Here is a 20,651-nt window from a genome sequence, read left to right on the forward strand (position 1 = left end):
TGCAAGCCTTTCCAAAAAAATATTTTTATTTATTTTTTACTCTTTTGATCCATTTTAAAAAAAAGTTTACTAAAAGTAAAAAAAAGACTTGCTTTCTCTTACTTTTTATTAGTAAAATAGAGATGTTGAATTTTTAAACTATTTATTTTAAGGAGATTACACAATGTCAAAATTATTAGTTGTTAAAGCACATCCATTAACAAAAGAAGAATCACGCTCAGTTCGTGCGTTAGAAACATTTTTAGCTTCATACCGTGAAACAAATCCATCAGACGAAATCGAAATTTTAGATGTTTATGCACCAGAAACAAACATGCCGGAAATCGATGAAGAATTATTATCTGCTTGGGGTGCACTTCGCGCTGGCGCAGCATTTGAAACATTAAGCGAAAACCAACAACAAAAAGTGGCTCGTTTTAATGAATTAACTGATCAATTTTTATCTGCCGACAAAGTAGTAATTGCTAATCCAATGTGGAACTTAAACGTACCGACACGCTTAAAAGCTTGGGTAGATACAATCAACGTTGCTGGAAAAACATTCCAATATACTGCAGAAGGACCAAAACCTCTAACAAGTGGTAAAAAAGCCTTACACATCCAATCAAATGGCGGCTTCTACGAAGGAAAAGATTTTGCTTCTCAATACATTAAAGCGATTCTAAACTTTATTGGTGTTGAGCAAGTTGACGGATTATTCATCGAAGGAATCGATCATTTCCCTGATCGCGCGGAAGAACTTTTAAATACTGCCATGACCAAAGCAACTGAATACGGTAAAACATTCTAAATTTTCCGAGTGATTTACATCAAAAAGAGACAAGCAGTTCGTTCACTGCTTGTCTCTTTTGTTACGTAGATTCTTGTTGATCTGGCTTATCTTCATCATACAAACCGGAAACAATTTGGTACCACTCAAAAATGTGTGTAATTATCACCTTAGCTGCGGCATAAACAGGAATTCCTAAAATCACCCCGACAATCCCAAATAGTTTACCAGACGTTAATAAAACAACCAAAATGGTGACTGGATGAATGGATAACTGACTGCCTAGGACAAGTGGTGAAATAAACCGACCTTCGACCGTTTGCTCAATGGCAAAAACAATCAAGACTTTAATTAACAAAGCTGGCCCACTGACAATTCCTAAAAAGACTGCTGGAATCATGGCTAAAAATGACCCTAAATAAGGGATTAAATTTAAAAAGCCTGCTGCAATACCTAAAGTGACTGCATAATCTAAGCCAATGACAGAAAAACCAATCATAAACATAATTGCCACTGCGAAAGCGACAGTTAACTGTCCTCTAATATAAGAAGAGACTTGATCATTGACTTCTGCAAGAACTTTTAAGGTTGGTTTACGCATCTTCACTGGTAAAAACTTCATTAAATATGGCGCTAAGTTTTTGCCATCTTTCAGTAAATAAAATAGAATAAACGGCATCGTAATGATGGCGACAAAGATCGTAGCCACCGCCCCAAAGAAATTACCAATTCCTTGTACTGTGAACGTTGAGACGTTTTTAATGATGGTACCTAACGAACTGACAACTTTATCGCCTGCCGCTTCAAGTTGTTCTCTAAATTGCGCAAAAAGTGGATCACTTAATATTTCCTGCGATTTTTGATCAATTGTATCAATATATTGAGGAAAATGATTCACAAAGCTGACAGATTGCTCACGAATTTTAGGAACGATTACAATACCACCCCAAATGAGTAGTGCCACAATTAAAATAAATAGGCCGATAATACTCCAGACACGCGAGATTTGTTTTTTCTCTAAATAATCGACAATCGGATTTAATAAATAATATAAAATCCCCGCCATAATTACTGGTAAGCCGACAACGCCGAAAAACTGCCAGACGGGCTTAAATAAATAAGAAACTTTCGTAAAAGTTAGAATAATTAACAGCACCAATAAGACAATCAGTAAGGCTGTTACTACTTGATTATTTAAAAACCAACGCCAAAACCAAGACAGGCGTTTATCAGTCGTTTGTTTTTTATCCATTGATTCACGCTCCATTTACTAAATAATCAATTGTTGTTCCAATGGTTATCTTTGGTAACTGATGGGGCGTTAAATAAACACCATTTCGGATAACATCATCCTCATCGGTTGGTGCATCAGCAAAGATTAAAGTGCTGTGAGCGATACTTTGCAAGTTACTATTGGCAAAAGAACCCACTTTTGTGATTGTATAATTTGTATCGCCAATTTTCAGATGATCTCCTTCTGCCAAGGTAACTTGGTCTTTTTCTGGGAATGATTGAATAACTGCATGTTGCTTCAAGGTATCGGTAGCAGTTTCTCCAAAAAGAATAATCATTTTTTCTGAATCATCGATTGCATGTTTGCCTATTTCTGTTACGGTTGCTTGCATCTTCCATCCCACTCCTTCATTATCTTACTTCTATTATTATAGCATAGAATAAAATAGATATTCAGGAAAAAGAAAAGGCGGTGAACAATCGTCAATTGACTTTTGTTCACCGCCTTAAAATAAGTTTTTATTTAAAGAAGTTCATAATATGAGTCCAAATTTTTTCATCAAAGACATCCATTGGATTCCCATTTCCAATCAAACCATAACCAATCATTGTTCCCACAACAAATAAGATAATGACTAACGAAATGACCACTAGAATTTTCAATAATGTTACTAAAATATAACGAAATGAACTCATACGTTTGACTCCTTTAGATTACTGTCGTTGCTTGTTTTTCTTCAATTTTTTCATCATTGACACGTTCAACGTTCGCGCCTAATTTTTGAAGTTTTTTATGGAACTCATAATAGCCACGATCTAAATATTTCAAATTAGAGACACGTGTAATGCCATTTGCACGTAACCCTACTAAAATCAATGCGGCAGCTGCCCGTAAATCAGTGGCTTCCACTGCTGCTCCTTGTAACTCGTTGCCACCATTAATAACGGCAATGTTGCCGTCAATTTTTAAGTCAGCGTTCATTCGACGCATTTCCTCTAAGTGTTGGTAACGATTTTCAAAGACTGTTTCTGTCACGATGCTTGTTCCTTCAGCAAACATTTGGATCGCTGTCATTTGCGCTTGCATGTCTGTTGGGAAACCAGGATGCGGCATTGTCTTAACATCTGTTGGTTTTAGATGTTTTGGTCCAATTACACGGATGCCGTTTTCTTCTTCTTCAATGATTGCACCCATTTCAGTTAATTTAGAAATTAGCGGACGATTATGTTCAGAAATTGCTTCTTCAATTAAAACATTGCCCTCAGTCATTGCTGCAGCTACCATGAACGTACCTGCTTCAATTCGATCTTGAACGATTGAATGCTCTACGGCATGTAATTTATCGACGCCTTCGATACGCATCGTTTCTGTTCCAGCACCGATAACATTGGCACCCATTTTGTTTAAAATGTTTGCTAAGTCAACGATTTCAGGTTCACGAGCAACGTTTTCAATGATGGTTGTTCCTTTCGCACGAACAGCAGCCATCATAATGTTTTGCGTAGCGCCGACACTTGGGAAGTCTAAGTAAATAGTGTTACCGATTAGTTCATCCGCAATTGCTTCAATATAACCATTTTTTTGGATGATTTTTGCACCTAATGCTTGGAAGCCTTTTAAGTGTAAATCAATTGGTCGTTTCCCAATGGCACAGCCACCTGGCATTGCCACTTTGGCATGGCCATTACGAGCCAATAAAGGTCCCATTACAACGATAGAAGCACGCATTTTACTAACGTACTCATAGTTTGCTTCGATCCCTAAAGGTTGTGTTGCGTCTATTGTTACTTCATTCGCGTCTTCATCAAAATCAATGGCTACATTCAAATGTTTAATTACTTGATTCATTGTAAATACATCAGATAAAATTGGTACATTTTTTAAAGTAGTAACGCCTTCTTCAGCTAAAAGAGTAGCTGCTAAAATTGGTAAAACAGCGTTTTTGGCGCCTTCAATTTTTACAGTTCCTTCTAATTTTGTATTACCACCATGAACAATAATTTGTTCCATTTTGTTCCCCCCAAAAAAATGAGAATAGGTATTCCTATTCAAAATCTTTACTATTATACCATTATTCAACTAAAAATTGTACCTTTTTTTATTTTTCAATTTTTAAGGAAAATACACAATGAAAAGATTTCGACAAAGCGCAATCAATTCTAAAGCAAACGAGCTAACTGTGTATCCGATAGCGATGGCGAAAAATACCATCAACATTCTGATTTGCGGTGTAAATTGGGTTTTGAAAAATTGCTCAATACGCAATGATTGCAACGCCCAAAAACTTATGTAAATGAACATAAGATGACTAACGATTCGAACAATAGCATCTACTCCATAGTATTGCATAAGGAGCCTCCTTTTTTCTAACGTAGGAACATTTTATCACAAAATAATAAAAACCGATAATTAATCCACTTGAAATGCCAAAATTTGACACTATTTATTAAAAAATACGAAGAAATAGAGTTTAAGGCACCTGACTCAATAGCAAGCGCCTTAAACTCTACAAAAGTGACTGAATCCTTCAGCCTTTTTTACCCATGTTTCGATACGTTGATCCGGTTGATTGCACGATGCAAAGCAACAGTCGCACGACGTAGTTGATCGCGGTCGTCTTTTGCTTTGGCTTCTTCAATTAAACGTTCTGCTCGTTGTTTTGCTCGTTCAGCACGAGGTACATCGATATCTCGTTCACGTTCGGCACTATCGGCAATAATAGAAACGACATTATCACGGACTTCCATGATACCACCATTTACAGCTACCCAGTCAACATGTGTATCTGAATCGGTCCGTTTGATGCGGACTTCATCAATCGCTAGCGGAACGATGATTGGCGCATGTTTTGGTAAAATACCAATTTCACCATCTGTTGTTTTCGCCACAACGATTTTTGCATGGTGGTCATAAACTAGACCATTAGGCGTTACTACATTCACAGTAAGACTATCCATTGTGTTTGCCGCCTTTCTAGTAGTTTAATTGTTTCGCTTTTTCGATGGCATCTTCAATTTTACCGACACTACGGAAGGCTTCTTCTGGCAGATTGTCATGTTTACCTTCAAGAATTTCTTTAAAGCCACGAACTGTTTCCGCAACTGGTACATAAGAACCAGGTTGACCTGTAAATTGTTCAGCAACGTTAAAGTTTTGAGATAAGAAGAATTGAACACGGCGTGCGCGACCAACAAGTACTTTTTCGTCATCTGATAATTCGTCCATCCCTAAAATAGCGATGATATCTTGTAATTCACGGTAACGTTGTAAAATATGTTGCACTTCGGTAGCCACTTCGTAGTGTTCTTCTCCAACAATTTCAGGAGCCAAGGCACTAGAAGATGAAGCTAACGGATCTACCGCTGGATAAATCCCTTGTTCGGTTAATTTACGTTCCAAGTTAGTTGTTGCATCCAAATGGGCAAACGCTGTTGCTGGCGCTGGATCGGTATAGTCATCGGCTGGAACATAGATTGCTTGAATAGAGGTAATTGATCCTTTTTTCGTTGAAGTAATCCGTTCTTGTAATTGTCCCATTTCAGTCGCTAAGGTTGGTTGGTAACCAACGGCTGACGGCATCCGACCTAAAAGGGCAGAAACTTCTGAACCGGCTTGGGTGAAACGGAAAATGTTATCAATAAATAATAGCACGTCTTGTCCTTCCACATCACGGAAATATTCAGCAATCGTTAACCCAGTTAAGGCCACACGCATCCGTGCACCTGGTGGTTCGTTCATTTGACCAAAAACCATGGCTGTTTTTTCAATAACGCCTGAATCTTTCATTTCATAGTACAGGTCGTTCCCTTCACGTGTCCGTTCACCAACACCAGTAAAGACGGAAATCCCTCCATGTTCTTGGGCAATATTATGAATTAATTCTTGAATTAAGACGGTTTTACCAACACCGGCACCACCGAAAAGTCCGACTTTACCACCTTTTAGATAAGGTGCTAATAAGTCAATAACTTTAATCCCTGTTTCTAAAATTTCATTACTGGTACTTAATTCATCAAATGCTGGCGCTTTTTTATGAATCCCACTACGTTCAGCATCTGCAGGAAATGGCGCTTCTAAGTCAATTGTGTCTCCTAAAACGTTAAACACACGACCCAATGTATCTTTACCAACAGGAACTGAAATTGATTTTCCTGTATCGATAACTTCCATTCCACGTTGTAAACCATCTGTCGATTCCATGGCGATAGAACGAATCACTCCATCACCTAGTTCTAAAGCGACTTCAAGTACTACTTTTTGTTTTGCTTCGCCATTTTTATAAACGACTAAAGCGTTGTTAATATCGGGTAAGGATTGATCTAATGAAAATTCCACGTCAACAACGGGACCGATTACTTGAACAATCTTTCCTGAACTCATAATTTCTTTCCTCCAGTCTTCATAAAGTCACACGCTTTGAACGTTTTTATAAACGTTCAAACGTAAGACTAGATTATTCTAGTGCAGCTGCACCAGCAACAATTTCTGTAATTTCTTGGGTAATCGCCCCTTGACGAGCACGGTTATAAGAAATTGTTAAATCGCTAATAATATTTTGCGCATTGTCAGTGGCTGTTTTCATGGCGGTCATCCCAGCAGCATGTTCTGCTGTTTTCGCATCAATGATCGCCCCATAAATTAAGCTTTCTGCATATTGTGGTAATAATTGATCCAAGATTGCTTCAGGTGAAGGCTCTAAAAGATATTCTTGTTCGTAAGAGGTCGCCTCTGATGGATCTAAATCAGTAATTGGCAACATTTTTTCCACACGAAACTGACTCGTTAGTGAGTTAACGTGGTGATTATAACAAACATACAATTCATCAAACACTTCGTTTTGGTACATAGTCGTTGCCGTTGTCACAATCTTACGGACTTCTTCAAACGTTGGTTGATCCGTTAAGCCTCTTAGCTCATAGGAAACATCGATTCCGCGTGCTTTAAAGAAATCCGCCCCTGTACCACCAATGGCGATTAAGGCATATTCTTTATTAGAATCATGGTCTTCTTGAATCATACTCATGGTTTGTTTTAAGATTGAGCTATTGTAGCCACCAACTAACCCTTTGTCAGAAGTGATAACGATATAGCCTGTTTTTTTGACAGGTCGTTGTGCTAACATCACATGATAGTTCCCTTCACTAAGAGAAGATTGTTCTGTTTCACGTAATTCACTTAACTGAGCAGCTACTAAATGCGTAACGACACTACGAATTTTTGAAGAATATTCTTGAAAGCTTTTAGAGGCGCCTTCTGACTTGGTCAATTTGGCTGCAGAAACCATTTGCATCGCTTTGGTAATTTGGCTTGTCTTTTTTGTTGATGCAATGCGTTGTTTGATTTCGTTTAATGAAGCACCCAATGTCGCTCACCTCTCTTATGCGTTATCGATTTTTTCTAAAGCTTCTTTGGCTGAATCTCCGCTATTGTTTGCCGCTGCAAACATTTCAGAAAACTCTGTAATCGCTGCATCTAATGCATCAGTATCTGGTAAGTCTTTCGTTGTACGAATGGTTTCCAGTAAGTCTGCATGTTTGCCATCAAAATAATCGAATAAATCTTGTTCAAAGTGTAAAATTTTATCCACGCTCACGCTATCTAAAAAGCCGTGTGTTAACGCATATAAAATTAAGACTTGTTTTTCTACAGGCAGTGGCGCATGTAGTTTTTGTTTTAAAATTTCTACCGTACGACGACCACGGTTTAATTTAGCTTGTGTTGCCGCATCTAAATCAGAGCCAAATTGTGTAAAGGCTTCTAACTCACGGTAACTAGCTAAGTCTAAACGAAGCGTTCCGGCAACTTTTTTCATTGCTTTGATTTGCGCTGATCCTCCGACACGAGAAACAGATAACCCAGCATCAACGGCTGGACGAGTGCCTGCATAGAACAAGTCGCTTTCTAAGAAAATTTGTCCATCAGTGATTGAAATAACGTTTGTTGGAATATAAGCAGAAATATCGCCTGCTTGTGTTTCAACGAATGGTAAGGCTGTCATTGAACCGCCACCTAATTCATCACTTAATTTAGCTGCACGTTCTAATAAACGTGAGTGTAAATAGAAGACATCCCCTGGATAAGCTTCACGACCTGGTGGACGGCGTAATAGTAGAGAAAGTTCACGATAAGCCACGGCTTGTTTTGATAAGTCATCAAAAATAATTAAGACATGTTTGCCGTTATACATGAATTCTTCACCCATTGCAGTTCCTGCATATGGTGCAATGTAAAGTAATGGTGCTGGTTGTGAAGCCCCTGCAGTCACAACGATTGTATAATCTAAGGCACCAAATTTACGAAGTGTTTCTACTTGGTTACGAACAGTAGATTCTTTTTGACCAATCGCTACATAAATACAAATTACATCTTGTCCTTTTTGGTTAATAATTGTATCAATTGCAATCGATGTTTTCCCTGTTTTACGGTCTCCAATAACTAATTCCCGTTGTCCACGACCAATTGGTACTAGGGCATCAATGGCTTTTAAGCCAGTTTGCATTGGTTCAGCAACAGATTGACGTTGCATAACACCGGGAGCTGTTGCTTCCACAGGACGTGTTTTGTCTGTTTTAATTTCGCCTAAACCATCTAATGGTTGACCTAATGGATTAACAACACGGCCAATCAAAGCTTCCCCAACGGGTACTTCCATGATTTTGCCTGTGCGTTGTACTTTATCTCCTTCACGAATGGTTTCAAAATCGCCAAGGATAATAATCCCTACATCATTTGTTTCTAAGTTTTGTGCCATTCCGTATGAACCGTTTGAAAACTCAACAAGTTCTCCACTCATGGCATTTTCTAAACCGTGGGCGCGGGCAATTCCGTCACCGACGTAAGTGACTGTTCCAACTTCTTCAACAGCAAGCTGTTGTTGATAGTTTTCGATTTGTTCTTTAATCAAGGCACTGATTTCTTCTGCTTTGATAGCCATTCAATTCACCTCTTTGTAGTCCTAAAGATTATTTTAATAACTTCTGCTGCATATGTTCTAATTGTTTGCGGATGCTGCCATCGATTACTTGATGGTTTGCTTCAATAACCACTCCGCCGACAATTGACGGGTCAATTAAATTGACTAAATGCGCTTGTTCATACCCTAATAATTGGGCAGCTTTTTCTTCCATTGCTTGATGTTGTTCTTTTGATAAAGGAATGGCTGTTGTCACTGAACCCAAAATTAGTCCTTGGTGCTCATCATAACGTCGTTCATATTCATCAATCATCAAGAGCAGATCGTACATGCGACGATATTCGTAAACCACTCGCAAAAAGTTTTGCATCATTTCACTAAAACCTGTTACTAGTTTTTCCATGATGCTGTCTTTTTCATAAGGTTCTAAGCGATCATCACTTAAAATATCGCCAATACCAGGTACTTGGTGATAGACTTCGCGAAGCGTCAATAATTCTTGATAAATTGCTTCAGCTTGGTTCTTTTCAACTGCCAACTCAAACAAAGCCTTGCCGTAGCGTTTACCAACTGTATATTTATCTAGTTTCATTTGCTTTACCTAAACTTTCAATATAAGAATCAATCAATGCTTCATGTGCATCTGGTGTTAATTCTTTATTTAAAATTTTGGCTGCAATTTGAAGAGAAAGATCTGCCACTTCATTTTTTACTGAAGACAATGCTTCTTCACGTTCTTGAGAAATATCTGTCCGAGCTTTTTCGCGTAGGCGAGTAACTTCCGCAGTTGTTTCTTTTAATGTTTTTTGGCGAGTCTGTTCTCCACTTTCTTTCGCGTTTTTAATAATTTCAGCTGCTTCTGATCTGGAAGAAAGTAATTGTTGTTGACGTTCTTTTTCCATTTTCGCTGCTGCTACGCGAGATTGTTCTGCAGAGTCTAAATCGTTGGCAATTTTTTCTTCACGTTGTGTCAAAATATCTACGATTGCTCCCCATGCATATTTCTTTAATAAGAGCATCAAGATTAAAAATGCACCACTGACAACAATCATCGTGCCTAGTGTGGTACTAGGAGCCGTTTCACCGACTACCAATGTAGTAAGTAGCATGAAGTCTCAACTTCCTTTCCTGCAAAAATCGATTTAGCTTCTTCAACTGCTTTATCACCAGCTATTGAAAAGGCTAAAGATAGAAGAAAGCAGTGACGGTCCCGATAATAATCAGCGTCCTGCCTCCATTTTATTGCTTATCTGAATAAAAGTAATAAAGAAACAACGACACCTAAAATTGGCACAGCTTCGATTAAAGCGACCCCGATAAACATTGTTGTTCTTAATTGACCAGACATTTCTGGTTGACGAGTCATTGACTCGATTGTTTTTGAAATAACTTGTCCGTTACCGATAGCGGCTCCGATAGCTGAACCGAAAATTGCAATTGCTGCTGCGATAAAATTTAATCCTTCCATTGTGTAAAATCCTCCTAAAAGATAATTTTTGTCCTTCGTATTTCTTGATTATTCTTCTGTTTCAATTTTGTGTGACATATAAACCATTGAAAGTGTCACAAAGATAAACGCTTGGATACATCCAATAAAGATTGAGAATGCTACCCAAATCATTTCTAGCGGAATTGCTAGTGGGATAACCCATAATCCGACGCTTGCTACGGTTCCAGCAATTAAGCCCAATAGAACTTCGCCAGCAAAAATGTTTCCGTACAAACGCAAGCCTAATGTTAATAGATTCGTGAATTCTTCCATTAATTTTACCGGTAGTAAGAAACCAACGGGTCTTAAATAACTATTAACTAGATAGCCTTTAAAACCAAAGCGTTTCATACCAAAGAAGTGTGTTAAGACAATCATCATCATCGCTAACGTTAAGGTTACGATTGGATCGGCGGTTGGACTTTTCCAAACGCTGAGATCGTCGCCCACAACGATTTTTGTAACGAGACCCAAGATGTTTGAAACAAGTACAAACATGAAGAGGGTAAACGCCATTAAATGAAAATTGCTCACTTCTTTACGAGGTAAATTGTCTGTAATGATTCCACGAATAAAATCCACTAACCATTCGATGACCGTTTGTTTGCCTTTAGGTCGTAGCTTCATATTTCTCGTACAAGCATAGACAAAGGCGAAAACAATGATACACGTCAACAGCACCATCAAAACAATGGTTCCATCAAACCAAATTGGTCCGATATTGAAGAGTAATTTCTTCTCTTCCAAATCAATTCACCTCTTTTCCAACAATCTTTCAGAAGTTTCATCCTACTCCTGAGTGATAATCCCTGGCAAAGCTATCGTACCACCACTTGTTGATAATTTACAAATAGTTTACTTTTAAAATTTCATGTGTTGAAAATTGGTTGGAAAACCTTTTCCATAAACCAATCTAATGCAGGGTGGTACTGCTTTCCGAAGCGATTAAAAAATGAATCATTTACATTCATTTACTCAACACTTACCAGATTTTACACCTAATCCGAAGAAAGGCAAGCAAATATGCGAAAAAGAATAAATTTACATTTTTAACGTCGGTTATTTTTTAATGTTCGGCTGATTTGTCGGTCAACTTCCTTACGTTTCAAGTCTTCACGCTTGTCGTACTGCTTTTTCCCTTTAGCTAAACCAATCAAAACTTTGGCATAGCCGTCTTTAATATAGACCTTTAAAGGTACTAATGTGATACCTGTATTTTTGGTTTCGCCGATTAACTTATTAATTTGTTTTTTGTGTAATAATAATTTTCTGGTACGTAATGGGTCATGATTAAAAATATTGCCTTGTTCATATGGACTAATATGAACATTATACAAAAAGGCTTCTCCGTTTCGAATTCGTGCAAAACCATCTTTTAAATTGATACGACCATTACGAATAGATTTGATTTCTGTTCCTTGTAAAACAAGACCGGCTTCAACCGTATCGATAATTGAATAATCATGTCTAGCTTTGCGGTTTTGTGCGATTAATTTTCCTTCCCCTTTTGGCATAAGCGACCTCCTCTACTTCTTCTTTTTCCCTTTTTTATTTTTTTGTTTCATTGCTTCTTTATAAAAAGGTTGTTTTTTGCCTTTGCCTTTTTTCTTATTTTTCTTTTTCTTACCATCAAATGATTCATCTTTTTTATTTCTTCGTTGATTATTTGAACGAGTTGAAGAATTGGCTTTGCCTTTTTTACGTCCTTTTGGTCCTTCGACTGGCGCAACTTCTTCAGCTGAAATCAATTCAAAATCAACTTCTCTTGTTTCTGGATCAGCTTTTTCAACACGGATTTGAACTTTCTGACCAATTTTCAAAGTCATTCCCGTCCGTTCACCAACTAACGCCATATGATTTTCAATAAAGTGGAAATAATCTTGTTTTAAGTTGTTCACGTGAATTAAGCCTTCTATTGTATTAGGCAGTTCCACAAAGATCCCAAATTTTGTGACAGAGCTGATGATCCCGTCATACGTTTCTCCCACTTTATCTACCATAAATTCAGCTTTCTTCATGGCGTCCACTTCACGCTCTGCATCAACTGCGCGACGTTCCATACTTGAACTATGATTGGCAATTTCTGGTAATGCTTCGTTCCATTTTTCTTGATTTTTTTCAGATTGATCTTGGCTATAGCTGCGAATCAAACGATGCACAATTAAATCTGGATAACGACGTATTGGTGAAGTAAAATGCGTATAATATTCAGCGGCCAACCCATAGTGTCCGTAGTTGTCTTCTGAGTATTTCGCTTGTTGCATACTTCTTAGCAACATCGTATTGATAACCACTTCTTCCGGCTTATTTTCAACTTGCTCTAAAACTTTTTGTAAATCTTTCGGTGAAATGTTTTCTTTTGTTCCTTTAACAAGAATGCCAAGTACTGCAGCAAAATCAAAGAAACGTTGCATTTTTTCTTCTTTTGGTTGTTCATGAATCCGATAAATAAATGGCAGTTTTAAGTCATGATAATGACGCGCCACAGTTTCATTCGCTGCCAACATAAAGGATTCAATTAATCGTTCACCCACGCCACGCGTGCGTAAAAGAATATCTTGAGGATGACCATTTTCATCAACTAGGACTTTGGCTTCACGATCTTCAAAAGAAATCGCACCACGGCGCATACGCATCTCTTCTAATATATGGTGCAGCTCGCCCATCTCTTTAAACATGGGAACTAGCTTTTTGTAGCGTTCTAACGTTTCAGGTTTTTGCTCTTCTAAAATTTCATTGACTGCTGTATAGGTCATTCGCTCCGTTGTTTGGATTACACTTTGGAAAATTTCATGCGAAATAACTTCTCCTTCTGGTGTAATTTCCATCTCACAACTCATGGTTAAACGTGGAACATGTGGGTTTAGCGAACAAATCCCATTTGATAATCGCTGCGGAATCATTGGCACAACTCGGTCAGTCAAATAGACACTTGTGCCACGTTCATACGCTTCCATATCCAATTGGCTTCCTTCAGTTACATAATAAGAAACATCTGCAATATGCACCCCTAAAAAGAAATTGCCATTTGCTAACTTTTGTACCGTTACTGCATCATCTAAATCTTTCGCATCTTCTCCATCAATCGTCACAATCAACTGATCACGTAAATCCCGACGACCGACTAAATCGCTTTCTGCAATAGTTTCTGGTACTTGGTCCGCTTCAGCCAAAACTTCATCAGGAAATGCTGTGGGAATTCCATGAGCCACCACGATTGATAAAATATCCATTCCTGGATCATTTTTATGACCAATCACTTGTTTGACTAGTCCTTCCATACTTGTTGGATATTCTTGATCTGGATAATAGGTAATTTCAGCAATGACAATACTACCATCTACTGGCTTAATCCCTTCAGGTGCAATTGATACAGTATACTGATTCAATTTCTTATCTTTGGGAATCATGTAGCCATACAGTCCCATTTCTGCCATTTCTTCTTCACTATATGCCACAAATTCTCCGACAACTTGGCTCACTGCTCGCTCTTTAATTTCTTTGACTTTACCTTCTGCGCCGCGATCTGAAAAAGGATCCGCATGTTGGATCACGTCGATTAAAACCGTGTCCCCATCCATTGCAAAGTTCGTTGCCTCTTTAGGAATGTAAACATCTGGTTCTTCAGGATCGATGGTCACGAAACCAAAGCCTCGTTCATTTGCACGAAACGTTCCTTCTATTAATAAGTCTTTCATTGGTAACAGGACTTTGCCTTTTTTGTTGAAACTAACTGACTTTTCTCGTTCCATTTGTGCAATGGTTTGCACTAAAATTTTAAAATCTGAACTTTTTTCTAAATTCAAGCCTTGTGCAATTTCTTCCATTGAAAAGCTTTTCTTTTTTTGGCTTTCCATGAAATGTAAAATTTGCTCTTTAATTGTTTGTTTTGTCATTATTTCTCCTCATTCCAAGGTAGTGTTGCTAAAAATTGCACCACATCTTGCTCTAATTGTTTATGTTCTCCACTCACCGTAATGACATGTCCGCTGTTTGGGTACCATTGTAAGGTCACACGTGCTTGTGTTAGCGCTTGGGCCGTTTGATAGACGCCCATTGGCTCAATCATTTCATCTTTGCCAGCTTGCGCTAAGAAAAGAGGTGCGTGGATTTTGTTTAGTTTGTCAGCCGTCTGACTAGCAATCGTTTCAATCGCTCCTAATTGTTGTTTGACTCGTTGCTCAATCGATTGCAACCGGCTTTGTTGTTCCTCTGCAGGAACTTCTGCGATTTTCATCACGTTTTCTGCGTATAATACAAAATTTTCTGGGACTTTATTTGCGACAGGGTAGATCGGTGAACAGAAAAATCCACCACCAATTAATCCTGTTAATTGTTCCGTTAATGCATGCATACTGAAAATCCCGCCCATTGATAAACCAAAAATGGCAATTTCTTGATAGCCTCTTTCTCTCAAAAAAGCGACTGCTTCTTGTGTATCTTGCCACCATTGTTCCGTTGTTTGATCTAAAATATCTTCAGGAACTAGCGTGCCATGTCCTGAAAAATTAGGCGAATAGACAGTATAATTTTCTTTTTCTAAACGTCTGCTTAACATCCGTACATCATTACTGCTGCCAGAATAAGCATGTAATAAAAGGACCGCCCGTTTTCCTTTTTCTGAAAATAACGGCTTCGGTAAATTGATTTTTTTTGCCACTTCGCTCACCTCAGCTTCATTCTATCATATTCTCAAAAGAAAACCTTCCGAAATGATAAGTTTCAAAGACTTTTTCAGAAAGAAAAAGAACAGAAAAATAAGTGTCCGCACTCATCTCTCTGTTCTAAACTTGTCATTTTAAAAGATTACGTACTTATTTTGAAGATAAGAACGCCAAAACAAATAATAAAATCATCCAAATTGCGCCAAGAACTGCTGTTGAGCGTTGCATAACAGCTTCAAAACCGCGCGCTTTTTGCTTCCCAAATAATTTATCTGCACCGCCAGTGAAGGCACTTGCTGCACTGTTTTGTTTGCTTGGTTGCATCATAACAGTAATGACGATTAAAACAGATAAGATGATGACCAACGTTAAGATTAGATTATACATGCGTTAATTCTCCTTTTTATACAAATATGCGAAATTCATCTACTTTAATGTAGCATATTTTATCTGTAAACACCAGTGAAATTTAATGTCTTTCCCTATTTGTCTCTAATAGCAACAGCCGCAAGTAGGAATCAGATTTCTACTTGCGGCTGTTGCTATTTTCTTCTTTATTTTCTCAATACGTCTCCGTATTCAGGTTTAGTATCAAATTCTTTTTTTGCAAATGGACATAGCGGAATAATTTTTTTATGCTCTTTTCTCGCTTTTTCAACACCGGCTAAAACAAGTTTTTCAGCTAATTTTTGTCCACGATAAGTTGGATCAACAAACGTATGGTCAATAATCATCATGCTTCCTCCAGCATCTGACCAAGTCATTTCACCAATTTCTTGGTTTTCATCGTTATATAGAGCAAAACGATTGTTTTCTTCTTTAATTTGCATATTCGTTCCCTGCTTTCCGAATATATTTTAGAGCACCACTTGGACATGAATCTACCACAATCATGTCATTTTCAACACTTCCGTTATCTGGAATAATCCATGGTTTCCGACCAACTTCAAAGACTTCTGGATTTCCGCGAACACAATTACCAATATGTTCACAAATATCTTTATTATAAAAGATATCAATTCCTTCCCCAGTATATTTACGGTAGCCTTCTTTTAATAGTTGTTCTTCCGTGACTGGTTGCCCATCTATTTGGTTTCCTTTCATTGCACAATCTCTCCCCTGTAACTTATTAATATTAAAAACGTACCTTTATTTTACCACTAAGCTGGACATTCAGGCAATTAATTGTTCCACCTTACTTGCCAATTCGACGAGCACGCAAAGCAGATAAGATTGACACAGTGTCCACAACTTCTTGTAGCATAGCCCCGATTAGCGCCGGAATGATCCCGGTACTAGCAATTAGCATTAGTAAAACGCAGATAAAAATTCCGATTAATACAGATTGTTTGGCAATTTTCATGGTATCTTGGGCAATTTCGACCGCTTGGCTGACTTTACTTAAGTCATCTTTTAAAATAACAACGTCAGCAGTTTCACTAGCCGCAGTAGCTCCATGAGCGCCCATAGCAATACCTACGTCTGCAGCAGCAAGCGAAGGTGCATCATTTACACCATCCCCTACCATGATGACTGGATGGTTTTCTTTGGGCAATTCTTTTAGAATAGTTAATTTATCTTGTGGTAAACATTCCCCATGTACTTCGGTAATTCCTACTTCTGCAGCAATCGTTTCTGCGACGGATTCTTGATCCCCCGTCAGCATTAAAATTCGTTGAAGATGTAATTGGTGTAATTTTTCCATAGTCTCTTTTGCTTCTGGTCGTACTGTGTCTGTAAAAGTAATTCGGCCTAAATATGTGCCATTACGTGAAATATGAATGGTCGTTTTATCAATTTTTTCAGTTGTTTGAGACTCTTGTGTCACAAAATTCTTTTTACCTACCCGTATCTCAGCACCATCCACAAATGCCTTCACGCCAGCACCAGAAACTTCCGCTAGATCTGTAATATTTTTTAATGGGACATCTTGCTTTCTGGCATAAGCAACAATTGATCTAGCTAAAATATGACTTGATTCTTGTTCCACGCTTGCTGCCAATCCCACTAATTCAGCAGCAGTTATTTCAGCATTGATTGGTTGGACTTGATCAACAGAAAGTTGTCCTTGCGTAATCGTGCCTGTTTTATCAAACGCAATCGTTTTTGCAGAAGCTAATTTTTCGACCATCGTTCCCGATTTAATAACGACCCCATGACGACTTGAACGACCCATCCCTGCCACTAAAGCAATTGGGGCAGATAGAATTAAAGGACACGGCGAAGCAACAACTAAGACTTCCGCAAAACGTGTCGGACTTTTTGAAACAAACCAAGCAACACCTGCAATTAAGTAGGCAATTAGTGTAAAAGGTACCGCATAGCGGTCTGCTAAACGTACAAAATGAGCTGGACGCGCCGCAGATTCTTTCACTAAGTTCACAATCGTTTGATATTGACTGTCTGCTACAGTTTTTTCAGCAACCATTTTCAAAGAGCCATCACCATTCACGGAACCCGACATTAATTCATCCCCAGGATTTTTTTCAATTGGTTTTGATTCTCCTGTTAATGAAGATTCATCGACTGTTGATGTCCCGGTTTTTACCAAGCCATCAACTGGAACTAGTTCCCCTGGTTTTACTACTAATTCATCGCCAACATTGATTTCCTCAACAGAAACATCTTCTAAATTTTCGCCATTCAAGCGATGAGCTTTTTGTGGCGAGTTATCCAATAATGACTTCAGCTCTTGGTTAGCTTTTCCAGCAGCATAGTCTTCTAATGAATCACCACCAGTCAACATAATTAAAATCATCAAACTGGCCCAGTATTCTCCCACAGCTAAGGTTGCAACGATAGCGGTAATCGCTAAAATATCGACACCATATTTTCCTTCACGTAAGGTTTGAATCATTTCCCAGAACATCATTAACGCCATTACAGAACCTGTTATTAAAATAATACCATACGCCCAATTCGGCTGATGTAAAATAAATTCAAATAATAATGCCAAAACTCCTGTTATAATTGTAATCCCCAATTTTGTTACATGCTTCATCTCTTTTTCTCTCCCATCATTCACTTTACATTATTGAGCGTACCTTTTCTGTTTTGAAAAAGAAAGTGAAAACGCCTAAATGAAAACGACTTTCATTATCATAGGATAGTTGCTGTAGCAACGTTTACTTTCTGAAAAGTAGTTATGTAAAAAAAACACAGACCATCGTTCATTCGCCGATGGTCTGTGTTTTTATTTCCAAAAATCATCAAAAATTGTAATGGGTAAATGCCGTTTGTGTTGTCCTTTTTTATACCAGTTTTCAATTGTTTGTTGATCTGTTTCCGAGACTTTTTTGCCTTCCAAATAGTCATCAATGGCATCATACGTGACACCTAAGGCAACTTCATCTGCAACTAACGGTTTGTCATCTTCTAGATCAGCTGTTGGTATTTTTAGATACAAGGCTTCTGGTGCCCCAAGTTCTTTCAGCAAAGCTTTTCCTTGGCGCTTATTTAAACGAAATAACGGTAAAATATCCGCTCCGCCATCGCCATATTTGGTGAAGAAAGCTGTCACATTTTCGGCTGCGTGGTCTGTGCCAATTACTGCGCCAGCATTTTCGCCAGCTACTGCATATTGTGTAATCATACGTTGACGTGCTTTCATGTTCCCTTTATTAAAATCGCTAATTTGAACGCCAGCGTTTTCTAGCGAACCAACCATTGCATCCACTGCTGGTTTAATATCCACTCGTAAAGAAACATCTGGCTGGATAAAGGCTAGCGCAGCTTGTGCATCAGCTTCATCTGCTTGCTCACCGTATGGAAGGCGAATCGCAATAAATTGATACGACATATCTCCTGTTTCTTCGCGCATTTCAGTCATCGCTAATTGTGCTAAGCGACCAGCTAATGTTGAATCTTGTCCGCCACTAATTCCCAAGACAAAGGTTTTTAAAAAAGGATGTTTAGTTAAATAAGCTTTCAGAAAATCAATACTTTTACGAACTTCTTCTTTTGGATCAATTGTCGGTAAAACACCTAACTCTTGAATGATTTTTTCTTGAAGTGTTGTCATTTCTAGGCCTCCTTATTCACCGTTTCCGTTAAATGTTTAACGTCTTTACGCACTTTTTCCAATAAATTCATTTTGTGGTTCCAACAATCTGTTGAAAGGTCCACTGGATATTTCTGCGGATTCAAGTCCCGCTTGTATTCTTCCCAAAGTGAATCTAAATTTTCTTTTGCATATTGTTTAATTTCATCTAAAGTTGGTAATTCGTACACACGTTTTCCTTCAACGAAAATATCTTGGAGTACTGGCCGTGCTTCAAAATCACGGACATACTTATTAATAAAGGTATGAACGGGATGGAACATATAAATTTCTTCTTCTTGGCGAGGATCTTCGTTCCAAAGTGTCACATAGTCCCCTTCTGACTTTTTATCAGATTTACGTGTAATACGCCAAACTTGTTTTTTTCCTGGTGTTGTCACTTTTTCAGCATTGCTAGATAGTTTAATGGTATCTTTCATTTGACCATCTTCACCTTCAATTGAAACTAATTTAAACACCGCTCCTAAAGCCGGTTGATCATAGGCCGTAATCAGCTTGGTACCCACGCCCCATACATCAATTTTTGATTTTTGCATTTTTAGATTCAAAATCGTATTTTCATCTAAATCGTTCGATGCATAAATTTTTGCTTCAGTAAAGCCTGCTTCGTCCAGTTGTTCACGAACTCGTTTAGAAATATAAGCCATATCGCCACTATCAATCCGCACGCCTAGGAAATTAATTTTATCACCCATTTCTCGAGCTACTCGAATTGCGCTTGGCACTCCCGCTTTCAAAGTATCATACGTATCAACAAGAAAAACGCAATCCCGATGTGTTTTGGCATACGCCATGAATGCTTCATAATCATTTCCATACGACTGAACCAATGAATGGGCATGAGTCCCACTAACCGGAATACCAAAAATTTTACCAGCACGAACATTACTTGTCGCGTCCGCCCCACCAATATAGGCGGCTCTTGTGCCCCAAATGGCAGCATCTAATTCTTGTGCCCGGCGTGTTCCAAATTCCAATAAAGGATCATCGCCTATCACGGATTTAATTCGAGCCGCTTTTGTCGCAATTAATGTTTGGAAATTCACCATATTTAGCAAGGCAGTTTCTACCAATTGACATTGTGCCAAAGGACCTTCAATTTGAATTAACGGTTCGTTATTAAAAACCAAATCCCCTTCTAAAGCAGAGCGTACAGTACATTTAAATTCAAAATTTGCTAAATACGTCAAGAAATCTTCTGGATATTCTTCAACTTCTCGGAGATATGCAATATCAGATTCTGTAAACGTTAAATTTTCGAGATAATTGACTAAACGTTCTAAACCTGCAAAAATTGCGTAGCCATGATTAAAGGGCATCTCTCTAAAGTAACATTCAAAAACAGCATGTAAATCTGCTCTCCCTAATTCCCAGTATGTTTGCATCATATTGATTTGATACATATCTGTATGCAATGTCAAACTATCATCTGCATATGTATAGTCCATCGTTTTCTACCTCTATTCTTTGTATTAAAAACTTGTTTATATTATAACAAAAAAATTTTTTTTAGCCTAAAATC

General features: G+C 38.1%; 23 protein-coding genes. 1 reads left to right on the top strand and 22 read right to left on the bottom strand.

Annotated elements, in window-relative coordinates; genetic code table 11:
* The first annotated feature begins 163 nt into the window (after positions 1–163).
* Positions 164–790: an FMN-dependent NADH-azoreductase gene (locus tag IGJ03_RS09540; RefSeq protein ID WP_002356569.1), complete on the top strand. Its 627-nt coding sequence runs from the start codon at positions 164–166 to the stop codon at positions 788–790.
* 61 nt (positions 791–851) lie between these two features.
* On the opposite strand, the gene IGJ03_RS09545 is transcribed toward IGJ03_RS09540, so the two are convergent.
* From IGJ03_RS09545 to IGJ03_RS09650, 22 genes are all read right to left on the bottom strand, one after another.
* On the bottom strand, positions 852–2,021 hold the full coding sequence (locus IGJ03_RS09545; RefSeq protein ID WP_002381494.1) for an AI-2E family transporter: 1,170 nt from the start codon (positions 2,019–2,021) through the stop codon (positions 852–854).
* A gap of 4 nt (positions 2,022–2,025) precedes the next feature.
* Positions 2,026–2,394 (bottom strand): PTS glucitol/sorbitol transporter subunit IIA, encoded by a 369-nt coding sequence (locus tag IGJ03_RS09550; protein WP_002356567.1) that lies wholly within the window; start codon positions 2,392–2,394, stop codon positions 2,026–2,028.
* Between the two features lie 127 nt (positions 2,395–2,521).
* Positions 2,522–2,698, bottom strand: a complete 177-nt coding sequence (locus tag IGJ03_RS09555) for a DNA-directed RNA polymerase subunit beta (protein ID WP_002356564.1) — start codon at positions 2,696–2,698, stop codon at positions 2,522–2,524.
* Between the two features lie 13 nt (positions 2,699–2,711).
* On the bottom strand, positions 2,712–4,013 hold the full coding sequence (murA, locus tag IGJ03_RS09560) for a UDP-N-acetylglucosamine 1-carboxyvinyltransferase (protein ID WP_002356562.1): 1,302 nt from the start codon (positions 4,011–4,013) through the stop codon (positions 2,712–2,714).
* A gap of 102 nt (positions 4,014–4,115) precedes the next feature.
* Complete coding sequence (locus tag IGJ03_RS09565; RefSeq protein ID WP_002356560.1) at positions 4,116–4,352, bottom strand: DUF1146 family protein; 237 nt, start codon at positions 4,350–4,352, stop codon at positions 4,116–4,118.
* 188 nt (positions 4,353–4,540) lie between these two features.
* Positions 4,541–4,960: a F0F1 ATP synthase subunit epsilon gene (locus IGJ03_RS09570; protein WP_002356559.1), complete on the bottom strand. Its 420-nt coding sequence runs from the start codon at positions 4,958–4,960 to the stop codon at positions 4,541–4,543.
* 16 nt (positions 4,961–4,976) lie between these two features.
* Complete coding sequence (gene atpD / locus IGJ03_RS09575) at positions 4,977–6,383, bottom strand: F0F1 ATP synthase subunit beta (protein WP_002356558.1); 1,407 nt, start codon at positions 6,381–6,383, stop codon at positions 4,977–4,979.
* Positions 6,384–6,456: 73 nt separating this feature from the next.
* Positions 6,457–7,365, bottom strand: coding sequence for a F0F1 ATP synthase subunit gamma (locus IGJ03_RS09580; protein ID WP_002359606.1), 909 nt, complete (start codon positions 7,363–7,365; stop codon positions 6,457–6,459).
* A gap of 15 nt (positions 7,366–7,380) precedes the next feature.
* Positions 7,381–8,937, bottom strand: coding sequence for a F0F1 ATP synthase subunit alpha (gene atpA, locus IGJ03_RS09585; RefSeq protein WP_002356555.1), 1,557 nt, complete (start codon positions 8,935–8,937; stop codon positions 7,381–7,383).
* 28 nt (positions 8,938–8,965) lie between these two features.
* Positions 8,966–9,508 carry an ATP synthase F1 subunit delta gene (gene atpH, locus IGJ03_RS09590; protein ID WP_002356554.1) on the bottom strand — a complete coding sequence of 181 codons (543 nt, stop codon included), beginning with the start codon at positions 9,506–9,508 and terminating at the stop codon, positions 8,966–8,968.
* Entirely contained in the window at positions 9,495–10,025 is a 531-nt protein-coding gene (gene atpF, locus IGJ03_RS09595; protein ID WP_002365031.1) for a F0F1 ATP synthase subunit B, read from the bottom strand. Before atpF ends, atpH begins: the two co-directional genes overlap by 14 nt.
* 137 nt (positions 10,026–10,162) lie before the next feature.
* Positions 10,163–10,384, bottom strand: coding sequence for an ATP synthase F0 subunit C (gene atpE / locus IGJ03_RS09600; RefSeq protein ID WP_002356552.1), 222 nt, complete (start codon positions 10,382–10,384; stop codon positions 10,163–10,165).
* A gap of 48 nt (positions 10,385–10,432) precedes the next feature.
* A complete protein-coding gene (gene atpB, locus IGJ03_RS09605) occupies positions 10,433–11,152 on the bottom strand; it encodes a F0F1 ATP synthase subunit A (protein WP_002356551.1) in 720 nt (239 codons plus the stop codon).
* Positions 11,153–11,454: 302 nt separating this feature from the next.
* Positions 11,455–11,919 (bottom strand): SsrA-binding protein SmpB, encoded by a 465-nt coding sequence (gene smpB, locus IGJ03_RS09610; RefSeq protein WP_002356550.1) that lies wholly within the window; start codon positions 11,917–11,919, stop codon positions 11,455–11,457.
* Between the two features lie 12 nt (positions 11,920–11,931).
* Complete coding sequence (gene rnr, locus IGJ03_RS09615) at positions 11,932–14,301, bottom strand: ribonuclease R (RefSeq protein WP_375804580.1); 2,370 nt, start codon at positions 14,299–14,301, stop codon at positions 11,932–11,934.
* The gene (locus IGJ03_RS09620; RefSeq protein WP_002389815.1) at positions 14,301–15,074 is read right to left on the bottom strand and encodes an alpha/beta hydrolase; all 774 of its coding nucleotides are present in this window, start codon (positions 15,072–15,074) and stop codon (positions 14,301–14,303) included. The genes rnr and IGJ03_RS09620 overlap by 1 nt, the downstream gene beginning before the upstream one ends.
* A gap of 145 nt (positions 15,075–15,219) precedes the next feature.
* Positions 15,220–15,456, bottom strand: a complete 237-nt coding sequence (gene secG / locus IGJ03_RS09625) for a preprotein translocase subunit SecG (RefSeq protein WP_002356546.1) — start codon at positions 15,454–15,456, stop codon at positions 15,220–15,222.
* A gap of 167 nt (positions 15,457–15,623) precedes the next feature.
* Positions 15,624–15,899: a GNAT family N-acetyltransferase gene (locus tag IGJ03_RS09630; protein ID WP_375804579.1), complete on the bottom strand. Its 276-nt coding sequence runs from the start codon at positions 15,897–15,899 to the stop codon at positions 15,624–15,626.
* Entirely contained in the window at positions 15,889–16,173 is a 285-nt protein-coding gene (locus IGJ03_RS09635; protein WP_002356543.1) for a (4Fe-4S)-binding protein, read from the bottom strand. Before IGJ03_RS09635 ends, IGJ03_RS09630 begins: the two co-directional genes overlap by 11 nt.
* A 91-nt stretch (positions 16,174–16,264) precedes the next feature.
* Positions 16,265–18,094, bottom strand: a complete 1,830-nt coding sequence (locus tag IGJ03_RS09640; protein WP_002368884.1) for a heavy metal translocating P-type ATPase — start codon at positions 18,092–18,094, stop codon at positions 16,265–16,267.
* 168 nt (positions 18,095–18,262) lie between these two features.
* A complete protein-coding gene (nadE, locus tag IGJ03_RS09645; RefSeq protein WP_002356540.1) occupies positions 18,263–19,090 on the bottom strand; it encodes an ammonia-dependent NAD(+) synthetase in 828 nt (275 codons plus the stop codon).
* A gap of 2 nt (positions 19,091–19,092) precedes the next feature.
* Positions 19,093–20,577, bottom strand: a complete 1,485-nt coding sequence (locus tag IGJ03_RS09650) for a nicotinate phosphoribosyltransferase (RefSeq protein ID WP_002356538.1) — start codon at positions 20,575–20,577, stop codon at positions 19,093–19,095.
* Between the last annotated feature and the right edge of the window lie 74 nt (positions 20,578–20,651).

The organism is Enterococcus sp. DIV1315a (assembly GCF_051712325.1).
GTDB classification, from domain to species: Bacteria; Bacillota; Bacilli; order Lactobacillales; family Enterococcaceae; genus Enterococcus; species Enterococcus faecalis.